At 43.4% G+C, this 18,747-nt stretch carries 18 protein-coding genes; 7 read left to right on the forward strand and 11 right to left on the reverse strand.

Features of this window, described 5'->3' with window-relative positions; genetic code table 11:
• Positions 1-12: 12 nt before the first annotated feature.
• Positions 13-1,539 carry an amidophosphoribosyltransferase gene (purF, locus tag V7R35_RS10845; protein ID WP_334014843.1) on the forward strand — a complete coding sequence of 509 codons (1,527 nt, stop codon included), beginning with the start codon at positions 13-15 and terminating at the stop codon, positions 1,537-1,539.
• A gap of 87 nt (positions 1,540-1,626) precedes the next feature.
• Here the strand turns inward: purF and V7R35_RS10850 are convergent, their stop codons facing one another.
• Positions 1,627-2,226, reverse strand: a complete 600-nt coding sequence (locus V7R35_RS10850) for a Yip1 family protein (protein ID WP_334014844.1) — start codon at positions 2,224-2,226, stop codon at positions 1,627-1,629.
• A gap of 296 nt (positions 2,227-2,522) precedes the next feature.
• Positions 2,523-3,305, reverse strand: coding sequence for a tRNA isopentenyl-2-thiomethyl-A-37 hydroxylase MiaE (miaE, locus tag V7R35_RS10855; protein ID WP_334014845.1), 783 nt, complete (start codon positions 3,303-3,305; stop codon positions 2,523-2,525).
• 102 nt (positions 3,306-3,407) lie between these two features.
• On the opposite strand from miaE, the gene V7R35_RS10860 reads away from it, so the two are divergent.
• Positions 3,408-4,001: an acyl carrier protein phosphodiesterase gene (locus V7R35_RS10860; protein ID WP_334014846.1), complete on the forward strand. Its 594-nt coding sequence runs from the start codon at positions 3,408-3,410 to the stop codon at positions 3,999-4,001.
• 141 nt (positions 4,002-4,142) lie between these two features.
• Complete coding sequence (locus tag V7R35_RS10865) at positions 4,143-5,684, forward strand: S10 family peptidase (protein WP_334014847.1); 1,542 nt, start codon at positions 4,143-4,145, stop codon at positions 5,682-5,684.
• 89 nt (positions 5,685-5,773) lie between these two features.
• On the opposite strand, the gene V7R35_RS10870 is transcribed toward V7R35_RS10865, so the two are convergent.
• A complete protein-coding gene (locus V7R35_RS10870; RefSeq protein WP_334014848.1) occupies positions 5,774-6,721 on the reverse strand; it encodes a LysR family transcriptional regulator in 948 nt (315 codons plus the stop codon).
• A gap of 101 nt (positions 6,722-6,822) precedes the next feature.
• Here V7R35_RS10870 and V7R35_RS10875 point away from each other — a divergent pair, with 101 nt between their 5' ends.
• Together V7R35_RS10875 and V7R35_RS10880 are read left to right on the forward strand one after the other, a co-directional pair.
• Entirely contained in the window at positions 6,823-7,836 is a 1,014-nt protein-coding gene (locus tag V7R35_RS10875) for a zinc-binding alcohol dehydrogenase family protein (protein WP_334014849.1), read from the forward strand.
• 224 nt (positions 7,837-8,060) lie between these two features.
• The gene (locus V7R35_RS10880) at positions 8,061-8,717 is read left to right on the forward strand and encodes a hypothetical protein (protein ID WP_334014850.1); all 657 of its coding nucleotides are present in this window, start codon (positions 8,061-8,063) and stop codon (positions 8,715-8,717) included.
• Between the two features lie 11 nt (positions 8,718-8,728).
• Here V7R35_RS10880 and V7R35_RS10885 read toward each other — a convergent pair whose 3' ends face one another.
• Positions 8,729-8,905, reverse strand: a complete 177-nt coding sequence (locus V7R35_RS10885) for an oxidoreductase-like domain-containing protein (RefSeq protein WP_334014851.1) — start codon at positions 8,903-8,905, stop codon at positions 8,729-8,731.
• Positions 8,906-9,098: 193 nt separating this feature from the next.
• Between V7R35_RS10885 and V7R35_RS10890 the strand changes: the two genes are divergently transcribed.
• On the forward strand, positions 9,099-9,728 hold the full coding sequence (locus tag V7R35_RS10890; protein WP_334014852.1) for a hypothetical protein: 630 nt from the start codon (positions 9,099-9,101) through the stop codon (positions 9,726-9,728).
• Positions 9,729-9,911: 183 nt separating this feature from the next.
• Here V7R35_RS10890 and V7R35_RS10895 read toward each other — a convergent pair whose 3' ends face one another.
• The 4 genes from V7R35_RS10895 to V7R35_RS10910 form a co-directional block, all read right to left on the reverse strand.
• A complete protein-coding gene (locus V7R35_RS10895) occupies positions 9,912-11,699 on the reverse strand; it encodes a flotillin family protein (RefSeq protein WP_334014853.1) in 1,788 nt (595 codons plus the stop codon).
• Between the two features lie 16 nt (positions 11,700-11,715).
• Positions 11,716-12,330, reverse strand: a complete 615-nt coding sequence (locus tag V7R35_RS10900; protein WP_334014854.1) for an OB-fold-containig protein — start codon at positions 12,328-12,330, stop codon at positions 11,716-11,718.
• A 110-nt stretch (positions 12,331-12,440) separates the two neighbouring features.
• Positions 12,441-13,166 (reverse strand): UDP-2,3-diacylglucosamine diphosphatase, encoded by a 726-nt coding sequence (lpxH, locus tag V7R35_RS10905; protein ID WP_334014855.1) that lies wholly within the window; start codon positions 13,164-13,166, stop codon positions 12,441-12,443.
• Between the two features lie 75 nt (positions 13,167-13,241).
• Entirely contained in the window at positions 13,242-13,736 is a 495-nt protein-coding gene (locus V7R35_RS10910) for a peptidylprolyl isomerase (protein WP_334014856.1), read from the reverse strand.
• A 175-nt stretch (positions 13,737-13,911) separates the two neighbouring features.
• Here V7R35_RS10910 and cysS point away from each other — a divergent pair, with 175 nt between their 5' ends.
• A complete protein-coding gene (cysS, locus tag V7R35_RS10915; RefSeq protein ID WP_334014857.1) occupies positions 13,912-15,294 on the forward strand; it encodes a cysteine--tRNA ligase in 1,383 nt (460 codons plus the stop codon).
• A 93-nt stretch (positions 15,295-15,387) separates the two neighbouring features.
• On the opposite strand, the gene V7R35_RS10920 is transcribed toward cysS, so the two are convergent.
• From V7R35_RS10920 to V7R35_RS10930, 3 genes are all read right to left on the reverse strand, one after another.
• Positions 15,388-15,801 carry a halomucin gene (locus V7R35_RS10920; RefSeq protein WP_334014858.1) on the reverse strand — a complete coding sequence of 138 codons (414 nt, stop codon included), beginning with the start codon at positions 15,799-15,801 and terminating at the stop codon, positions 15,388-15,390.
• Positions 15,802-15,973: 172 nt separating this feature from the next.
• Positions 15,974-17,005, reverse strand: coding sequence for an ion transporter (locus V7R35_RS10925; RefSeq protein WP_334014859.1), 1,032 nt, complete (start codon positions 17,003-17,005; stop codon positions 15,974-15,976).
• 47 nt (positions 17,006-17,052) lie between these two features.
• Positions 17,053-18,726 (reverse strand): lytic transglycosylase, encoded by a 1,674-nt coding sequence (locus V7R35_RS10930; protein ID WP_334014860.1) that lies wholly within the window; start codon positions 18,724-18,726, stop codon positions 17,053-17,055.
• Positions 18,727-18,747: the final 21 nt, after the last annotated feature.

Consider the following 18,747-nt stretch of genomic DNA (forward strand, 5'->3'; position numbering starts at 1 on the left):
TAGGTAACGCACATGTGTGGTATTGTCGGAATAGTTGGTAAAACGCCTGTCGCTCAGTCACTGTATGACGGTCTTACGGTTATTCAACACCGTGGACAAGATGCTGCAGGCATAATGACTATCGACCAAAATATGTTTAATTTGCGTAAAGCAAATGGCTTGGTTCGAGATGTCTTCCATACGCGCCATATGAAGCGTCTTACGGGAAATATGGGAATAGGACACGTTCGCTATCCCACGGCGGGCACATCGAGCTCAGCGGAAGCGCAGCCGTTTTATGTGAACTCACCTTTTGGTATTGCGTTTGCTCACAATGGTAACCTTACCAACGCGCACGAGTTGCAAGAAGAAGTTTTTCGGATTGCACGTCGCCATATAAATACAACTTCCGATTCTGAATTGCTGCTCAACATTCTAGCCCATGAGCTTCAGCAAGTTGCAGGCCTAAGCGTTAGCGCAGAGCACATTTTTGAAGTCGTGACCAAAGTGCACAAAAAGATCCGCGGTGCCTATGCGGTTGTTGCTGCTATTATCGGGCAAGGCATTGTGGCATTTCGTGACCCGCACGGTATTCGCCCACTGGCATTAGGTAAGCGCATGACCGAGCTTGGCGAAGAGTGGATGGTAGCTTCTGAAAGCGTGGCAATAGACGCTGTGGGCTTCCAATTTGTTCGCGACGTAGCGCCAGGTGAAGCGGTTTTCATTACAGAAGAAGGGCAACTTCACACTCGTCAGTGTGCAGACAACCCAATTACTTCGCCTTGTATCTTCGAATTCGTTTACTTCGCCCGTCCCGATAGCTTTATCGACGGCATTTCTGTGTATGCATCACGTGTAAACATGGGGCGTAAACTAGGTGAAAAAATTAAGCGCGAATGGGCAGACCTCGATATTGATGTGGTTATCCCGATTCCTGAAACCTCTATGGATGTGGCGCTACAAATTGCTAATACGCTTGAACTGCCATACCGCCAAGGTTTTGTGAAAAACCGATACATTGGTCGCACGTTTATTATGCCTGGTCAAACCATGCGTAAGAAATCAGTTCGCCGCAAACTTAACGCTATTTCTTCAGAGTTTAAAGGCAAGAGCGTACTGTTAGTCGATGACTCTATTGTACGTGGCACAACGTCTGGACAAATTATCGAAATGGCTCGCGAGTCAGGTGCGAAGAAGGTGTATTTTGCTTCAGCAGCACCGGAAATTCGTTTCCCTAACGTTTACGGTATCGATATGCCGTCTGCAAATGAACTCATTGCTTACGGTCGTGAAATAGACCAAATTGCTGAGTTAATCCAAGCCGACGGTCTAATTTTCCAAGATATTTCTGACTTAGTTGAAGCGGTAAAAGAAGAAAACGACAGTATCCAACGTTTTGAAACGTCGGTGTTTGACGGTAACTATATTACTGCCGATATAAACCAAGAATATCTAGAGCGCATCGATATGTCGCGTGGCGAAAAGTCGCGTAAAGCGCCAGTGGTACAAGCTGAGCTTAGCAACCTTGATGTTCATAACATCGAAGGCTCTGATGATTAATCATCACAGTCACTGACCATGAAGATAATAAAAAAGCCGCAGTCAATGCGGCTTTTTTGTGACATTAATTATTAAAACGTGAAGTGTTTAGTGGACAAAAACGGGCCCGCCATACAAGCCCCATACTAATACTGAGCCTGTCATTAAAATAACCAATAAAACCAGCCCGCAGGTAACTACTGAGCTAGAGTAAATAAAGCCTTTGTCTTCGTGCATGTGCATTAAAATAGGTACGCCAGAGTAAAGTAAGTACACTGAATAGCTAATCCCTACCAAAAGCGCTGTCATCACAACCCACAGCTCAGGGTAAAGCCCTGCAAAACCCACCATAAACAACGGTGTTGCAGTGTAGGCCGCAAGCTCCAACGACTGAGTATAGGTAGGTGATACATCGAATGCTTTTGCCAGCTCGTGAATAAGCACTGCTAACGCTACAACCCCTGCAATAAGGCCGAAATACATTCCAATGCCCATCATAATAGCGCTTTGTTCGCTAAGACGAATAGTGTCGCCAGCGCCAATGCTCCAGCCGGTATGTGCACTAGAATAATAAGCAACAACAGAGGGGATTAATGCAATAAATGCGATATGAGTTAGCGCGTAAAAATACGTTTCATGCTTTGTATCGATGGTTTGCCACTCTTCCTTAGGATGAGTGTAGATACCAATTAAATGGTTTAAGATCATAAGTCCTGCCTTGTTTCACCAACGTTTTTATTCTTCAAATGAATTATTGTTGTAAGGCAGTGGGGACAATCTAATAGATGAAGCTACGTTTTTAAGTAAACGCTGCTGCATGCAAATACACGGCGCCAAGCGCAAAAAAAACTGCCGTTAACAATATGTTTACAATTTGAGTGTGCAGGAATACCGCAAGGCCGTCAACAACTATTGGTTAATATTTGATCGCGCCAATAGTAAAAGCTTTTTTGAGGCTTTGAAACGAAAGGCTTTAAGACGAAAAGCTTTGAGAACAAAGTGCCTTAAGCCGCAACAGGGGCGCCAGAGTGGAAGCGAAAAGTCTCATCAGCGCTTTCAATCAACGATTTTTCGACCTCGCCAAAATGCTTTACGCGTTCCTCAATGTCTGTATCTGAAATGGCGGCGGCCAATGTTAAGTAGTCTTCAAAGTGGCGGGCTTCAGAGCGTAGCAGCGATACGTAAAACTTACCTAGCTCTTCTGATACATGAGGGGCCAGTTTGGCAAAACGCTCGCAAGAGCGTGCTTCAATGTAAGCCCCGCATATTAGCTTATCTACTAATTTTTCTGGCTCGTAAGTGCGAACGTGACGAAGAAGTCCGTTGGCATAGCGGCTCGACGTTACCGATTTATAGTCAAAGCCCAGGGCGTGCATTATCTCTAAAACTTGATAAAAATGATGGAGCTCTTCTTTAATTAACATCACCATTTTATCTAGCATGTCTTTTTTAAAAGGGTCTAAGCCTTCTACGTTGAACACACTTTTTGAAAGGTGTTTAGTGTTAAGCGATTCCCAATCACCTTCGTGACGATAAGTAAAATCTTCGTAGGGTTTTAACCAGCCAAGAAGTACTTTACTTGTTTCGTCATCGGCCACATATCGACGTAACAGATACATTGCGCTTTGTGCAGCTTTGAGTTCGCAAATAAGATGGTCGGTAAGCAGAATACGCAGGTTGTCTTCTTTTTTGGCTTCTTCAATCCACGATTCAGGCGTTTCGCATTGTAAAAATGCGTTAACAGGCGCTAAAAGAGATGAAGCTTCAACAGAAGAAATAACCGACATAATGTAACACTACCTACCAAGTTTGTTGCGTTGTCTAAATTCGGCCGCAATACTACCCGATAGGCAATAACCCATACAACTTAAAAAAGTGATAAAACCGTTATGAATTACCTTGCGCATCTGTTCCTAGCTAGGAAAACGCCAGACTCTCACTTTGGTAATCTGTTGGGTGATTTTAGGCGCGGTGTTGATGTGTCAGTTTATTCAAATGCCGTCTTACTTGGGCTTGAAAACCATTATGCGGTAGATAAGTTTACCGATGCTCATGAAAGCGTAGTAACCGCAAAACAATTTTTTCACACAAGTAGGCGACGATTTGCCCCCGTGGCGTTAGATATCTATTTTGATCACTTGCTTATAAAGCACTGGCGCAGCTTTAGCCATATTCCTTTTGAACAATTCTGTGCAAGTAGCTTTAACCTATTGGAGCAAGGTTTACCCAAGATGCCGCGCACAATGCAACACAGCGTTGGCCATATGATTACGCATAATTGGTTCGAAGACTATGCCAAGGAAGAGGGGATTGCCAAGGCTATATCCGTTGTGGCGAAGCGCATTCGTTTTACCAATGAATTCCATAAAACCGTAGACGATATTGAAAAGTACAAACATGCTATAGAGAAGCAATTTCTTTCATTCTTCCCTGAACTCATCACATTTGTTTCGCAACACGGGCCAGAAAGTACGTTAAAGTAAAATACACCGCTGTTTACGCATGCGGCATACGTCGAAAATTTCAGTTACTTTATCGAGCATCGGTTAGGAATTGACCGTGACACGGTATAGTAGTCGATTAATAAAACATACAATCGCAAAATAAATAAAAAAGAACTTACTATGAAAAACAGAACATCATTGTCCAGGGCTGGCGCAATATGGTTTGCCTTGTTTACCCTTGTTTCGGTTAGTCAAATTGCTTATGCACAAGAGCACAAACGCACTATCGAAATTGATAGTTCAGTAAAGACTGAACACGAAACTAAAATACTTGGTAAGCGCGTTAAATACAGTGCAACAACAGGTACACAGCCGGTGTGGAACAAAAAAGATGAAGCAGTAGCGACATTATTTTACACCTATTACCAGCGTACTGATGTTAAAGACAACGCAACGCGCCCGCTAATTATTTCGTTCAATGGTGGTCCAGGCTCTGCATCGGTATGGATGCACGTAGCGTATACCGGCCCTCGTATACTGAATATCGATAACGAAGGTTATCCGGTTCAGCCTTACGGCGTACAAACAAACCCTTATTCCATTCTAGACGTAGCTGATATTGTTTTTGTAAACCCAGTAAATACGGGTTATAGCCGCGTACTGCCAAACGCTGAAGGTAAAATGCCGTCAAAAGAAGAGCAGAAGAAAATGTTCTTTGGTGTTAATGCAGATATTAGCTATCTTGCCGATTGGGTGAACACGTTCGTAACACGCAACAACCGCTGGCGCTCGCCTAAGTACTTAATTGGTGAAAGCTATGGTACAACCCGTGTTTCAGGGTTAGCGTTAGAACTACAAAACCGCCAGTGGATGTATTTAAATGGCGTAGTGCTAGTGTCACCAACCGATATTGGTATTGAGCGTAATGGCCCTGTAAAAGCGGCGAATCGCCTACCTTACTTTGCCGCCACCGCGTGGTATCACAACAAGCTAGACAGCGAATTACAAAGCAAAGACCTACTTGAGCTGTTGCCAGAAGTTGAAGACTTTACTATCAACAAGCTTATTCCGGCGTTAGCTAAAGGCGGCTTTATTGGTGCAGAAGAGAAGCGTGCCGTGCTTGCGCAGATGGCGCGTTACTCGGGGTTGTCTGAAGAAGCGATTTCTCAGAATAACTTAGATGTAAGCACCTTCTATTTTTGGAAAGAGCTTCTTCGGGACGAAGGCAAAACACTTGGCCGTCTTGATAGCCGATATTTAGGTATTGATGCCAAGCAAAGTGGCGATCGTCCAGATTACTGGGCTGAGCTAACGTCTTGGTTGCATTCGTTTACGCCTGCAATTAACTATTACCTACGCGAAGAACTAAACTACAAAACCGATACAAAATATAATATGTTTGGCGATGTGCACCCGTGGGATAGAAGCAACAACAAAACAGGTGAAAATCTGCGTTTGGCCATGGCTCAAAACCCATACTTAAATGTCATGGTTCAGGCTGGTTATTACGATGGTGCCACGAACTATTTTGATGCCAAATATACGATGTGGCAGCTAGATCAAAGTGGTGTTATGAAAGACCGTTTAAGTTTTAAAGGCTATCGCAGTGGGCATATGATGTACTTACGTCGCGATGACCTTAAACAGTCTAACCAAGATTTACGCGAGTTTATCAAAAGCAGCACGCCAGAAGAGGGCGAGCCTGCCATGTATAAGCGATAGTTATCTTTAAGGGTTGGGGCAGTGGGTTGCCCCAACGCTATCTAATTAGCGTTGCTTTTAAAAACAAAACTTAAAAAACAAAACGCGCCTTATTCCAGGTTATCTTGCAAACTTTCTTCTTTTATTACGTCTAGCTCACACAAATGCGCGAGTATTTTTTGGGTTTGTGCTTTCAGCATGTCTCTTAAAAGCCTTACTGCAGGGGTAATTGTTTGTCTACTCGGGCAAATAAGCCACAGCTGTGTAGGCCTTGGCGAATATTCAGGTAACATTCGAATAAGGCGCTTATTCACAATGTCGTCATAAGCATCTAAGCTCGACTTAATGGCAATGCCTTTACCGGCTACAGCCCACTTACGAACAATTTCACCGTCGTTCGCAATTCTATTTCCACTCATTTTAACTTTGGTTTGCGTACCATTTCGCAGAAACTCCCACTCGTCATAGGTTTTATCGTATAACTGATAAAACAAGCCATTGTGCTGGTGAAGTGTTTGAATGCTAGTAGGCACTCCGTGTTTCTCGATATATGCAGGAGAGGCCACTAACAAGGAAGGAACGTTACATATTTTAAACCCGTATGTGTTTGCGTCAGAAGGCTTACCATATCGCAGTACAAGGTCGATAGGATCTCGGTAGAAGTCGACTTTACTATCGCTTAAATGCAGCTTTACGCTTATGTTCTTGTGAGAATCCATAAAGGTATCAAGCCACGGAACAACAAGGTTTCTACCTAAGTCTGAAGATATTCCTAAGCAGATTTCGCCCTCAACAATACCGTTGTCAGTTTTTACGTTTTGCTGTGCATCGTTAAGCATTTTAAGTGCTTTATGGCAGGTAGGCATGAAGCGCTCTCCTGCAGCTGAAAGTCGTAAAGAGCGGGTGGTGCGTACGAATAACTCAGTGCCCAGCTGTTGTTCAACGCGCTTTATTGCGGCACTGGCGGTTGCTGTGCGCATGTTTAAGTGAGTGGCAGCTGCAGTAATATTTCTAAACTCAGCCACTTTCAGCACTATATTTAGGTCGTTAAGAAGCATTATTCTCAAATAATTTTTGATAATGTTTCTTTTATTGTGCTGTTTATTACGAATTAATCAAGCGTATGATGAAGGTATGTTAATCAACAAGAGATAACGTTATGAAAGCGGTTGGATATACACAGTCACTTGCAGTGACAGAGAAAAATGCATTAGTAGACGTTGAAATTGATAAGCCACAGGCGAGTGGACGCGACTTACTTGTAAACGTAACTGCAATAGCGGTTAACCCTGTGGACTATAAAATTCGTCATCGTGTAAACCCTGAGGGCGGTATACCTAAAATATTAGGGTGGGACGCTGTAGGCGAGGTGGTTGAAGTGGGCAACGAGGTTGTGAACTTTAATATTGGCGATAAAGTGTATTATGCGGGAGACTTAACCCGAAGCGGTTCAAATGCTGAATTTCAATTAGTGGATGAACGCATTGTGGGTAAAGCGCCAAAAAGTTTGTCTGACAGTGAAGCCGCTGCCTTACCGCTCACCACAATAACGGCCTATGAGATGCTGTTCGACCACCTAGCTATCAAAAAGCAGTCTAACGCGAGTGACGAGGTTGTGTTAGTGGTTGGCGCTGCCGGTGGCGTAGGCTCAATCGCTTTACAGCTATTGAAATGTTTAACAGGAGCTACGGTAATTGCAACGGCGTCTAGAGAAAGCTCAAAAGAGTGGGTTACTTCATTGGGGGCCGACTACGTTATTGACCATAGCAAGCCAATGGCCGAGCAACTACGTGAACTCAATGTGGGTGAAATTACACATATTGCAAGCCTGAATAATACGGGCGCTTATATGGACGACTTCGTTGAAATGTTAAAGCCAAAGGGGCGTTTGGCGTTAATCGATGATCCTGAACATCTTGATGTATCGAAGCTTAAGCAAAAGAGTATTTCTTTACACTGGGAGTTTATGTTCACACGTTCTATGTTTGAAACAGACGACATGATTGAACAAAGCAACCTGCTTAACGAGGTATCTGCGCTTATAGACGAAGGTAAAATTAAAACCACAGTAGGAAAACATTTAGGAAAAATTAACGCTGCAAACCTCATTGAAGCGCATAAAACGTTAGAAGCAGGAACCGCTATTGGCAAGCTAGTGTTGGAAGGCTTTTAATATTTATCGATGATTAGAATTAGTTAAAATAATTCGATAGTTTCGAAAATGCCGCTTTTTAGCGGCATTTTTGTATGACGCCTAGCGTAATATTAGTTTGTTTGAGTACATAAGAATGGAGTTCATTTAAGAAATTAAAGTAGATAATTATCTAGTTTTAGTATAATTTTTATACAGGCGTGAAGTGTCGTCTTTCTTTATTACAGGGAAGAGGTAATGAAACTATGAATTCACTAAAGCACATTCTCGCCGCTTGCTTGTTGTTCACTTACCAAGAAATGGCAAATGCTGAAAGCTTCGAAGTTGTTGCAATTGAATATCCGCCTTTCACGACGATTACTGAACAGGCTGGCGGTATTGCCTTTGAGCTATTAGAAAATAGAGAAGCAGGAAACAACCTTGCGTTGAAACCCTTATTTTTACCGCCAGCCCGCGCTGCGCGATATTTACGAGAAAATGAGTGGTGCAGCACCTTTTATCCTCCGCCAGAAAATGACGATTTTATTAAGTATCAGCTGTCTGAAAAAAATGTGCATGTAGGTTTATTGCGTTTAAAGCAAACCGATGACTTTACGTGGACGTCACTGTCGCAGCTTAAAGGACAGAGTGCAGCAATATTACGTACAAGTGTCGACTCAGAGTTTACACAGCGTTTTACTGATGCTGGAATTGAAGTAACGTTTGCCGAATCTCCCCAGGCGATTATCATAATGGTGCTGTTATCAAGAGTGGATTTTGGGTTAGCGGATTCATGGTCGTTCGAAAGGCTTGAATCTGAAAGCAAAGCCAAATTACAGTTTTCAAAAACATCACTTGTTGAGCTACCAGTTACGTTGTACGTGCACAACCGATGCGTAGACAGAATTAATATAGATGCGTAATAGGGGGTAGATTATTTCGTATTTTCGGCGGTGTCTTGTTGCTCCAGCGCTTTTTTTGCTGCCTTCCACTGCTCAAGTTTTTCAAAATAGGCATCCCAAACACACGGGCAGCATGAGCCTCCGCCACAACAGTCATCTTTAAGCGGTTTCTCTGGCTCTTCTGGCAAGTTTGGCGCGTTTTTTACCACGTTTTAGTCTCAGTATTCTTATTACTACTCGATATAGTAAATCTGTTGTTTTCGCTATTCAAATAAGCGATGTAAATCTTCTTCATACACTGTCATATTTAGTGATACAGCTGTTCCTATTGCACTTTTTATCACGAATTCATACTATCAAATTTATCACCTCTTTATGGACATACATGTAAAAGGACATTAAATGAAAATATTATCTCTAATAGCTTTGCTGATTCTTTCTAGCGCGGTGTTTGCGCAACAAATGGCAGTTACCGATACCGGCGAAACGGTTTTTCTGTTCAAGGACGGTACCTGGGCATACGAGTCGGAGAGCGACATTAATATGGTTATTGAAACCAATGACATGCCTTTTGAAAAAAATGACGATGCAACGTTTAAAGTCAAAAGTAAGGTCAATAACACTAGCGTGTTTATCAATCCGAAAGATTGGAAGTTTGCAAAATCAACGAATAATCCAGATGCGGAATACGAGTTTACCTACCAGCACGGTGATTTGTACGCAATGTCGATTACCGAAGAAATTCAAATTGAGCTAGAGCAACTTGCAGATCTTGCGTTATTAAACCTGCGAGCCTTTGCGCCAAATGCAAAAATTGTGAATCAAGAGTTTCGCACAGTAAATGGCGAGCGTGTTTTACACATGGAATTTCAAGGTACCGGCAACGGCATTAATTTTAGCTACGTTGGCTACTATTATTCCAACGAGATGGGCTCTACCCAGTTAGTTGTGTACACATCAACCAGCCTTGTTCCTAAATACCGAAGTGCTATTGAAGGTCTGCTTAATGGGTTAACTGCGAATAATGCCTAACGCACAAGATTTATGGCTATTAACAAACGCTGGTAATAAACGATCGTAATACAACTTTTCAGCCACAAAAAAGCCCCTGTAAAGAGGGGCTTTTGCGTTTTCAGTCCACATCAAAATACGTTGTGTGCCGGTTAATTGAGATGGTCTGCACGGTTATTAAATGATGGTGTGCTAAGCACTACTTTAAATGTCGCTGTTTTCAATTGCTCCGCTGTCTTTAGCCGCGCTTTTGGTAGTAGTAGACGGCTCGGCTACATTTACTGGCTTTGGCGTTACCTTATTTGGCGCAGCACTAAGCAGCTCACTATTGCCTGTCACTAAGTCTTCTAACGTGCCGTTTTCAGCATCAACTAAGCCAACTTCACGCAGCATAGCGTCTACTAATGGTGCGTTGGCACGGTAGCCAAGGGCTGCTTGTGTTACTTGATCGGCTAACCCTGCACCGGCTACTGCGTCACTGCGCGAACCTGCAGCGCCGCCATTTTGGCCATAGCCCTGTAGTATTTTAATGCCTTCAATGTTTTCAATAGGTTTAACGGCTTGCGCGACTAACTCTGGCAATACTTTAAGCATCGCAAGGGCTTTTTGTAGCTCAATTTGTTCGTTCTTCAGCGTATTTTCAGCTTCGTGTAGCGCCTGTTTACCTTGAGCTTCTACTGCCAATACTTTTTCGTCAGCATCTGCTTGCAGTATTTTTGCATTCGCAGACGCTTTTGCTTCTGTCAGTATGGCAGCGGCAGAGTTTTCTGCAGCTTCTTTCTTCGCTTGCGCTTCAACGGTTATACCTACCGCTTCACGCTCAGCTTCTTTACGTGCATCAATAACTTCGATTTGTTTGCTACGTTCAGCTGCCGCGACAGACTTTGCTGTTAATACTGCTTCTTCTTTTTCTACTTTCTGTTTTTCAGCTTCTGCTGCTTTGGCTCTAGCTGCACTTTCTTCTTCTGACTTCACGGCTACCGCTATTTGCTTCACCTGCTCAGACACTTCAATTTCTTGTTGTTGACGAATACGCGCTTGCTCTAATGCTTGGCGCTTCGCAATTTCTTGGGTTTCAATTTCACGTGACTTTTCAATCTCAGCCGCTTCAATTGCTCGTTCTTTCGCAATTTCTGCTTCACGCTCTTCTCGTTCTTTCGTTTCGCGCTGTTTAGCAATCTCTGCTTTTTGTTCTTGTCGTTTAAACGCTAGCACTTGCTCTTGCGTTAATCGCGCTTCTTCTTCATCGCGTTTTACTTCAAGAGACTGTTTTTCTGCAGCGAGGTTACGCTGTTCAATAAGAATGCGGTTTTCCTGCTCGATATCGTTGGTTTCTTTGCGCTTTTCTTCAATAATCTTTGCCAAACGAGCACGGCCTTCCGCGTCGAATGCATTATTTTCATTAAAGAATTGAAGATCGGTTTGGTCAAAGCCAGTTAAGCTTACCGACTCTAGTTCTAAGCCATTCTTTTCTAGGTCATTAGCCACGCTTTGCTGTACTTTTTGAACAAAGTCGGCACGTTGTTCGTGCATTTCTGTCATGGTCATTTCAGCCGCAACAGCACGAAGTACGTCAACAAACTTCGACTCCATTAGCTTTTTAACTTCTTCAGCGCGAGTGGTGCGAGTGCCCAACGTTTGTGCCGCCATAGAAATGCCGTTAGCGTTTGGTGCAACGCGCAGATAAAAGTCGGCTTTTACATCTACACGCATTCTATCTTTTGTGATTAGGGCATCTTTTTGAATCTTTTCAACTTCAATGCGAAGGGTATTCATGTTAACCGGAATAACTTCATGCACTACTGGCAGTACAAGTGCGCCGCCATCTTTTATCACTTTCTCGCCACCTAATCCGGTTCGCACGAAGGCGGTTTCTTTGGTTGCCCTGGTATAAAGCTTCGCAAAAATAAGACCTATTACAAGAAGACCTACAACAATGGCACCGGCAATAAAGAGTATTGACGGCAAGCTAGACGTTTGAATTGTATCCATACTTTTTCTCTTTTAGTTAAAGGTAGCGGGTTGCTAACCAGCTGTGTTCATTTTTCTGCACTAAAATAACGCGCTCTCCTTGAGCAAAGCGTTCTTTATCTTCAAAAGGTTCAACTAATACAAAGTGGGGTTGGGCGTAGCTATCGGTAAATTTAGCTTCTGCTGGGTTGCCTCGCGACGCGCGGCCTATAGTAATTTCTGCTACCGAACCTACGAATTCGTCGGCGCTAACGGCGCTAGATTCTATCGACGGAATTATGCGCGCTATATATACAACGGTTTTTGCGCTTAGCAATAAGCCGCCTACAAATGCTACAGGCACAGAAACAAATGGTGGGAGCGCAGTTGATATCACTGCGGTACTAAGCGAGTTAGCAATAAATCCAACAGCACCGAATGTGGTTAAAAAAACAACCAGCCACACTAAAAAAGGAACGCGGTTCAGGTTCATCCAGCTGGCTAATTCAGAGCTTAGAATACTACTAGAATCAATATCGCTAATTTCGTCGCCAATGCCAATTAATGAAACACCAAATAGCATGCCCGCAAGCTCCATTACCAATACAAGAAATACGGCACTTAGCGCGATACTAAACCAAAAGTTAGAGGGGGAAAGAAAGAGGTCTGTCATTTACACCGTCCATGATGAGTAACATTTTTATAACGTTATACCACAGACTAAAATTTAAACCAGTGAAAGCGCTGGAACTTTAGTATAGAAATGTAAATGAACGTATTCGACTATTTAAAAGAGTGCTGGGTAAGCGTTACTTCATTTGGTGTGACTTTTAACACGCTGCCTTGGTCGTACCAATCGCCTAATACAATGCGTGATGCCGGTTTGCCATTAGCGGTTAAAGAATGAATGTTAGGTCTGTGAGTATGACCATGGATCATGCGCTGTACTCCCCATTTTTCCATTACTTTCACTACTTCCTCTGGCGTTACATCCATAATTTCAGGCTTTAAGTTTTGCTGGTTCGCTTTACTTTTTGCGCGCCCATTTTCTGCCACACGCTGTCGATACCAAAGCGGTAGTGCCAGCATAAGCCTTGGCCACCACCACCCACGAGACTTCTTACGGAATTTTTGATAAGCCACGTCTTTGGTACAAAGTTCGTCGCCATGAGTTAACAGTGTGGGTGTGCCGTATAAATCAATGACTTCTTGTTCATTAAGCAGCGTCATTCCCGCTTTTTTTAACCAGGTTTCGCGTATAGCGAAGTCGCGATTACCGTGAATAAAATAAACAGGGCAATGTGTGCTTACTTGTTTAAAAGCCTTTGCAATGGCGGTATTAAAGGGCGTTATATTGTCGTCGCCAATCCATACTTCAAATAAGTCACCTAACACGTATAGTGCGTCTGCATTTATGGCTTCTTCATTTAAAAAGCGCATTAGGCAGTCGGTTATGTCTGGGCGTTCATCACTTAAATGAAGGTCGGCAATAAAATAGGTAATCGACATATAACGTATTAAACACTCGTAGTAGATTAAAAAGCCGCATCGAATGACGCGGCTTTACGCAGGATCAACGTAGACTTATGCAGAGACGGTTGCAGATTCAATGATTACAGGCTCAACCGGCACATCTTGGTGATAACCGTGATTGCCAGTTTTAACTGCTTTAATCTTTTCAACTACGTCCATGCCTTCAACTACCTTACCAAATGCGCAGTAGCCCCAACCATTCACGTTCTTAGCAGAGTGATTTAGGAAGTCGTTATTGTTTACGTTAATGAAAAACTGTGCTGTAGCAGAATGTGGGTCTTGGGTACGCGCCATAGCAATAGTACCAGCTTCGTTTGCTACGCCGTTGTCAGCTTCGTTTTCAATAGGATCTTTAGTATCTTTCTGTTCCATGTCAGGAGTGAAGCCACCACCTTGGATCATAAAGTTGTTAATAACACGGTGAAAGATAGTGTTATCGAAAAAACCGTCTTCTACATACGAGATAAAGTTAGCAACTGTTTTAGGCGCCTTGTCTTCAAATAGTTCAAGTTTGATGTCACCAAAGTTCGTTTTTAGTGTAACCATTGTGGTTTGTCCTGTGTAAATGTAAAAGTGTAAGCGTAATAGTATCGTAAAAACACCCGTTAATAGTAGTGCAAATGCGAGTTTAGCGATAAAAGCCTTCGTATTTGCAATACCATTTGAACAATGACGGTGCTACACTTTGCGACCCAAAAATACAGATACAGGAAACAGAAATATGCTACATCTTTACAACACCCGAACCCGTGAAAAAGCGAAGTTTGTTCCGCTTGAAGAAGGGAAAGTGGGTTTGTATGTGTGTGGTATCACTGTATACGACCTAAGCCACATGGGGCATGCACGCACGTATTTAAGCTTTGATGTGCTTGTACGTTACATGCGTCACCTGGGTTTAGAGGTAAAATACGTTCGCAATATCACCGATATTGACGACAAAATTATTGCTCGTGCTAATGAAAATGGCGAAAGCTTTGAAGCGTTAACAGCGCGCACTATTGGTATGATGCACGAAGACTTTGCTGCCATTAACCTGCTTGAACCAGACGTAGAACCGACGGTTAGCGGGCATATGGATGAAATAATCGAGTTAATAGCGCGCTTAGTAGATAAAGGCTATGCCTATCAAGCAGCAAATGGCGATGTGTTATTCGACGTTAGCAAATACGACGACTACGGCAAGCTTAGCAAGCAAGATCTTGAACAATTGAAATCTGGTGCCCGCGTAGAAGTGGTTGCTGATAAAGACGACCCGTTGGACTTCGTATTATGGAAAACCACGAAGCCAGGTGAGCCAGCTTGGGCGTCACCTTGGGGAGAAGGCCGCCCGGGTTGGCACATTGAATGTTCAGCCATGAATCATAAGCATTTAGGCGCGCACTTTGACATTCACGGTGGTGGTTCTGATTTAACTTTCCCACACCATGAAAATGAAATTGCTCAGTCATGCTGCGCTTACGACACACCCTATGTAAATGTGTGGATGCACGCTGGAATGGTGCAGGTAAACGACGAGAAAATGTCGAAGTCGCTAGGTAACTTCTTTACGCTTCGCGACGTGCTAAAAGAACATGATTCAGAAACACTACGTTTCTTTTTAATGTCGGCACATTACCGCAGCCAGTTAAGCTACTCACAAGATAATATTACTCAGGCTAAGGCCGCGCTAGAACGTTTGTATACAGCACTTCGTGGTGTAACAGTCGATGAAAGCACTGACTTGTCACATGGTGGTTATTTGGCCCGTTTCGAGTCTGCAATGAACGATGATTTAAACGTGCCTGAAGCATTTTCAGTGTTGTTTGATGTAGCTCGTGAGCTTAATCGTCAAAAAGACAATGCCGAAGAAGCGGGTAAGTTGGCCGCCGTACTTAAAGGGTTGGGTGCTATTTTAGGTATGTTGCAAAGCGACCCTGATGCTTACTTAAAAGGTGGTGAAGGTAACGATGATGAAGCGGCAGAAATTGAAGCGTTAATTAAACAGCGTAACGATGCACGTGCCGCAAAAGACTGGGCGGCAGCAGATGCTGCCAGAGACGCGCTTACTGCCAAAGGCGTAGTACTTGAAGACGGTCCTAATGGCACTACGTGGCGTAAAGCGTAAGCCTTACTGTTACATAAAATAGAAAAGCCCACGTTTGTGGGCTTTTTTGTGATGCTATGTTTAAGGTATCACTATTAATTACGGTGTTAAGTGCTAGCAGCCACTGTCGCCATTTATCCAGCGCTGTACATCATCACTTAGGTTTAAATCTGAGCCTAAGTTGAATTCACCTTCTCGTACTAACACGTCGCTGCCACTTCCGTTTCTTGTAATAGTGACATGAAGAAAAGGGTATTGTGGCGTGCTGCCTTCCATTCTACTGGCGGTTACTTTGTATCCGCGCTGAGTCTCATATTTTTTTACTGCAATATCTTTATCTATGGGTAACCGTAAGCTTGACCAACAACGACTGCCGTAATACTCAATACGTTCGGCTATCTCGTCTGCAGATTGGTTAGTAGAAGTACTTGAGGTAGGTAAAATAATCATACAGCCGGTAGACAGGCTAATAGCAGTAAAGGTAAAGAGTACTTTTGCAAAGTTGACTACTTTAGATGTGTTGCTCATGTGTTCCCTTATTTTCTTATTATCTTGATATTCCATTGTTTTATTATATTTAGTTTATATGCATGTTATCTGAACAAGTCGTTTAAAACGAAAAATAACGTGGGCTAACGTATGCTTCTCTCTTGGAAGCCATAACAAAGTCAGTGAAGGACTATAGATAAAGGCTAGAGCGCTACAATTCAGGATTGTCTGTTGGTATCGCAGACTCTTTTTTCAATAGCTCCGATTTCCAGCGCTGCTGTGAAACGTGGGCTTTTACAAGCTCAATACACTCGTTCACCACGTTTAATACTTCTTTATCTAGTGCGTCGGCCGAAGGGGTGTAATCGTGAAGTCCAACAGATATAAAGTGATCGATACGGTCTGAGTCTAAATCGTTAAGCAAGTTCACTAGCGATTTGGTGACAATGTCGGTTACCGATGCTTCAAGGGTGTTTTCAATCGTCTTTCCGATAACAGGCAGGTAATTCAATGTAGACACTTGCGCGTTTTCACGCACTGCCTTGCCCACACTTTTACGAACGTGCTCGCGAATAACCTCTCCGTGCTCGTCACTATTTAGTGACTGACCTAAGTGATTAATCACGCCCGCAAGCCACTGTGTAATTACTGGGCGTCTGGGTGCTAATACCTGCTCATTAATATCGTCTAGTAACGGCGAGCCTGCCGAAATGTCTTTCTGCGCATCGCTTAATACTTTTACTACAATTCTATCGCTTAGTTCTTCAACAAAAACGTCGGCGTAGAAAGCAAAGAATCGAAATATGGCGGTTTCATTCAAATTGATAATCTTGTATTTGTGCAAACGGTGCAAAATAGACAGTATACGTAAAAAGCGAAATAGCCTTGTTGGACCTGTTGGTATTAGCCCAACAATGTCATACCAATGAAGGAAGGGAAAAAAGTACCATCTAAGATGCTCTTTTCTTACTACCGCTACAATCCAGCGAAAGCAAAATTCAGTGAAGAAAATACCAATAAAGACGAGGTCGACCAGAATAAAGTTATTGTGAACAGGATCATAGGTGTCGATTAGGGCAGGGAAGTGGGCATCCAGCTGCCCATAGATAAAATCAGTGGCGTACAGCGAATCAAAAATTAGCAATGCAAGGTTTATAAACAACACACCCAGCATAACCAAATCTAGCACAAGCCACGGTGTTTCGTGGCTGTTGCGCAAGTTCTCTCGATTCACTCTTAGCATATCCGTATCCCAATTAGTCGATAACTTGTACGCCAGTATCGAGGCGTTTAACCCGACTCGCTAAGTCGCGTTACGTCAACATAAAGCTTAAGCTTTTGACCCGGCTGTAGGTAGCGTTTTGTGTTTAACGCATTCCATTTGCTGATGTCGCTTACCTTCACGTTAAACTTGCTGGCAATTCTAGACAATGAATCGCCGTTTCTAACGGTATAGGTTAAACGCTTGGTCACGCCGGCATCAGATTTACCTTCTTGCCATATTACCAAGGTTTTACCTAGGCGTAAGGTATCGCCCGGTGCCATGCCGTTCCATTTTGCCAACTGCTTAGTACTTACCTTATATTTACGCGCAATATCCCAAAGCGTATCACCTGACTGCACAGTGTGGCGTATTTTCTGTTTCGACGAGCGATTGCTTTGTAGGCTAGCAAGACGCTGCTCTTGTGATAAAGAGTAGCTGTTCAATTCTTGCAATGCCACTGGCACCATAATGGCCTGGCCAACGCGTATCATCGAGCCATCTAATTCATTTACCTGCTTAATCACTTTAACGGTGGTGTGATATTGCTGCGCAATTTTACTAAGGCTGTCACCAGACTTAACGGTATGACGCACCCAATTTAAGCGCTCTTTTTTGTCGATATTTGCCAGCGCATTTGCGAACGAATCCGCTTTATCAATTGGAAGTACGAGTCGGTGTGGACCATCGGGCGATGTTGCCCAGCGATTAAAACCAGGGTTTAGGCCGTGCAGTTCTTTTAAACTTATGCCTGCAAGGTCGGCAGCAAACGCAAGATCTACCTGAGAGCCAGTGTCTACCACATCAATAACCGGCACGTTTTCCACTTCAGGCCATTTGAATGCGTACTCATCTTTATGCTTTAGAATGTCAGCCAGTGCCAAAAGTTTAGGCACATAAGCACGTGTTTCTTTTGGTAAATTTAAACTGAAGAAGTCGGTTGGTTTACCAGCGCGCTTGTTAGCCTTTATAGCGCGCATCACTCGTCCTTCGCCGCTGTTATAGGCTGCTAATGCGTGAAGCCAGTTACCGTCGAACATTTTATTAAGGTAAGTCAGGTAATCTAACGCACCTTGTGTTGAGGCAATAACGTCACGGCGCCCGTCATACCACCATGTTTGATCCATACCAAAGCGTTTACCCGTGCCCGGAATAAACTGCCACATACCTGCGGCGCGACCATGCGAATATGCAAACGGGTCGAAGGCGCTTTCTACAATAGGTAGCAGCACTAATTCCATCGGCATTTCACGCTTTTCAATTTCTTCAGCGATATAAAAGAGGAAAGGTTTCGCGCGTTTTACAACGCGAGACATGTATTCAGGGTGTTTTAAATACCATCTACGCTGTGCGTTTACGCGATCAACGTCTGGAATGTCTAGCTGGAATTTCGCGCTTGCACGCTCCCATACGTCGGTTATCACGATTTCTGGCTGTGCTTCTGGCACATCTACACCTTGTGCAGTTTCTTCTAGCAGGTCGTCATTAGGGTGAACAACTTCAATTACCCCATCGCGTGCTAGCTCACAATCGGCGATAGCCTCTTCGCTTTCATGAAGCTCAGAGCAGGCTTGTAACGCTGGTGGCTCATTATCTACTGTACCTGTTAATTGTGCATCGGTGTTGTTGGTATCAGTTAATTGACAACCTGAAAGGCCTATCGCCAACAGCAAAGGCGATAGCGGAAAAAACTTCAACTGCATTTATGAAGAAACCTCGTAAAG

Origin of the sequence: Alteromonas sp. S167, assembly GCF_036864375.1 — a bacterium.
Classification (GTDB): domain Bacteria; phylum Pseudomonadota; class Gammaproteobacteria; order Enterobacterales; family Alteromonadaceae; genus Alteromonas.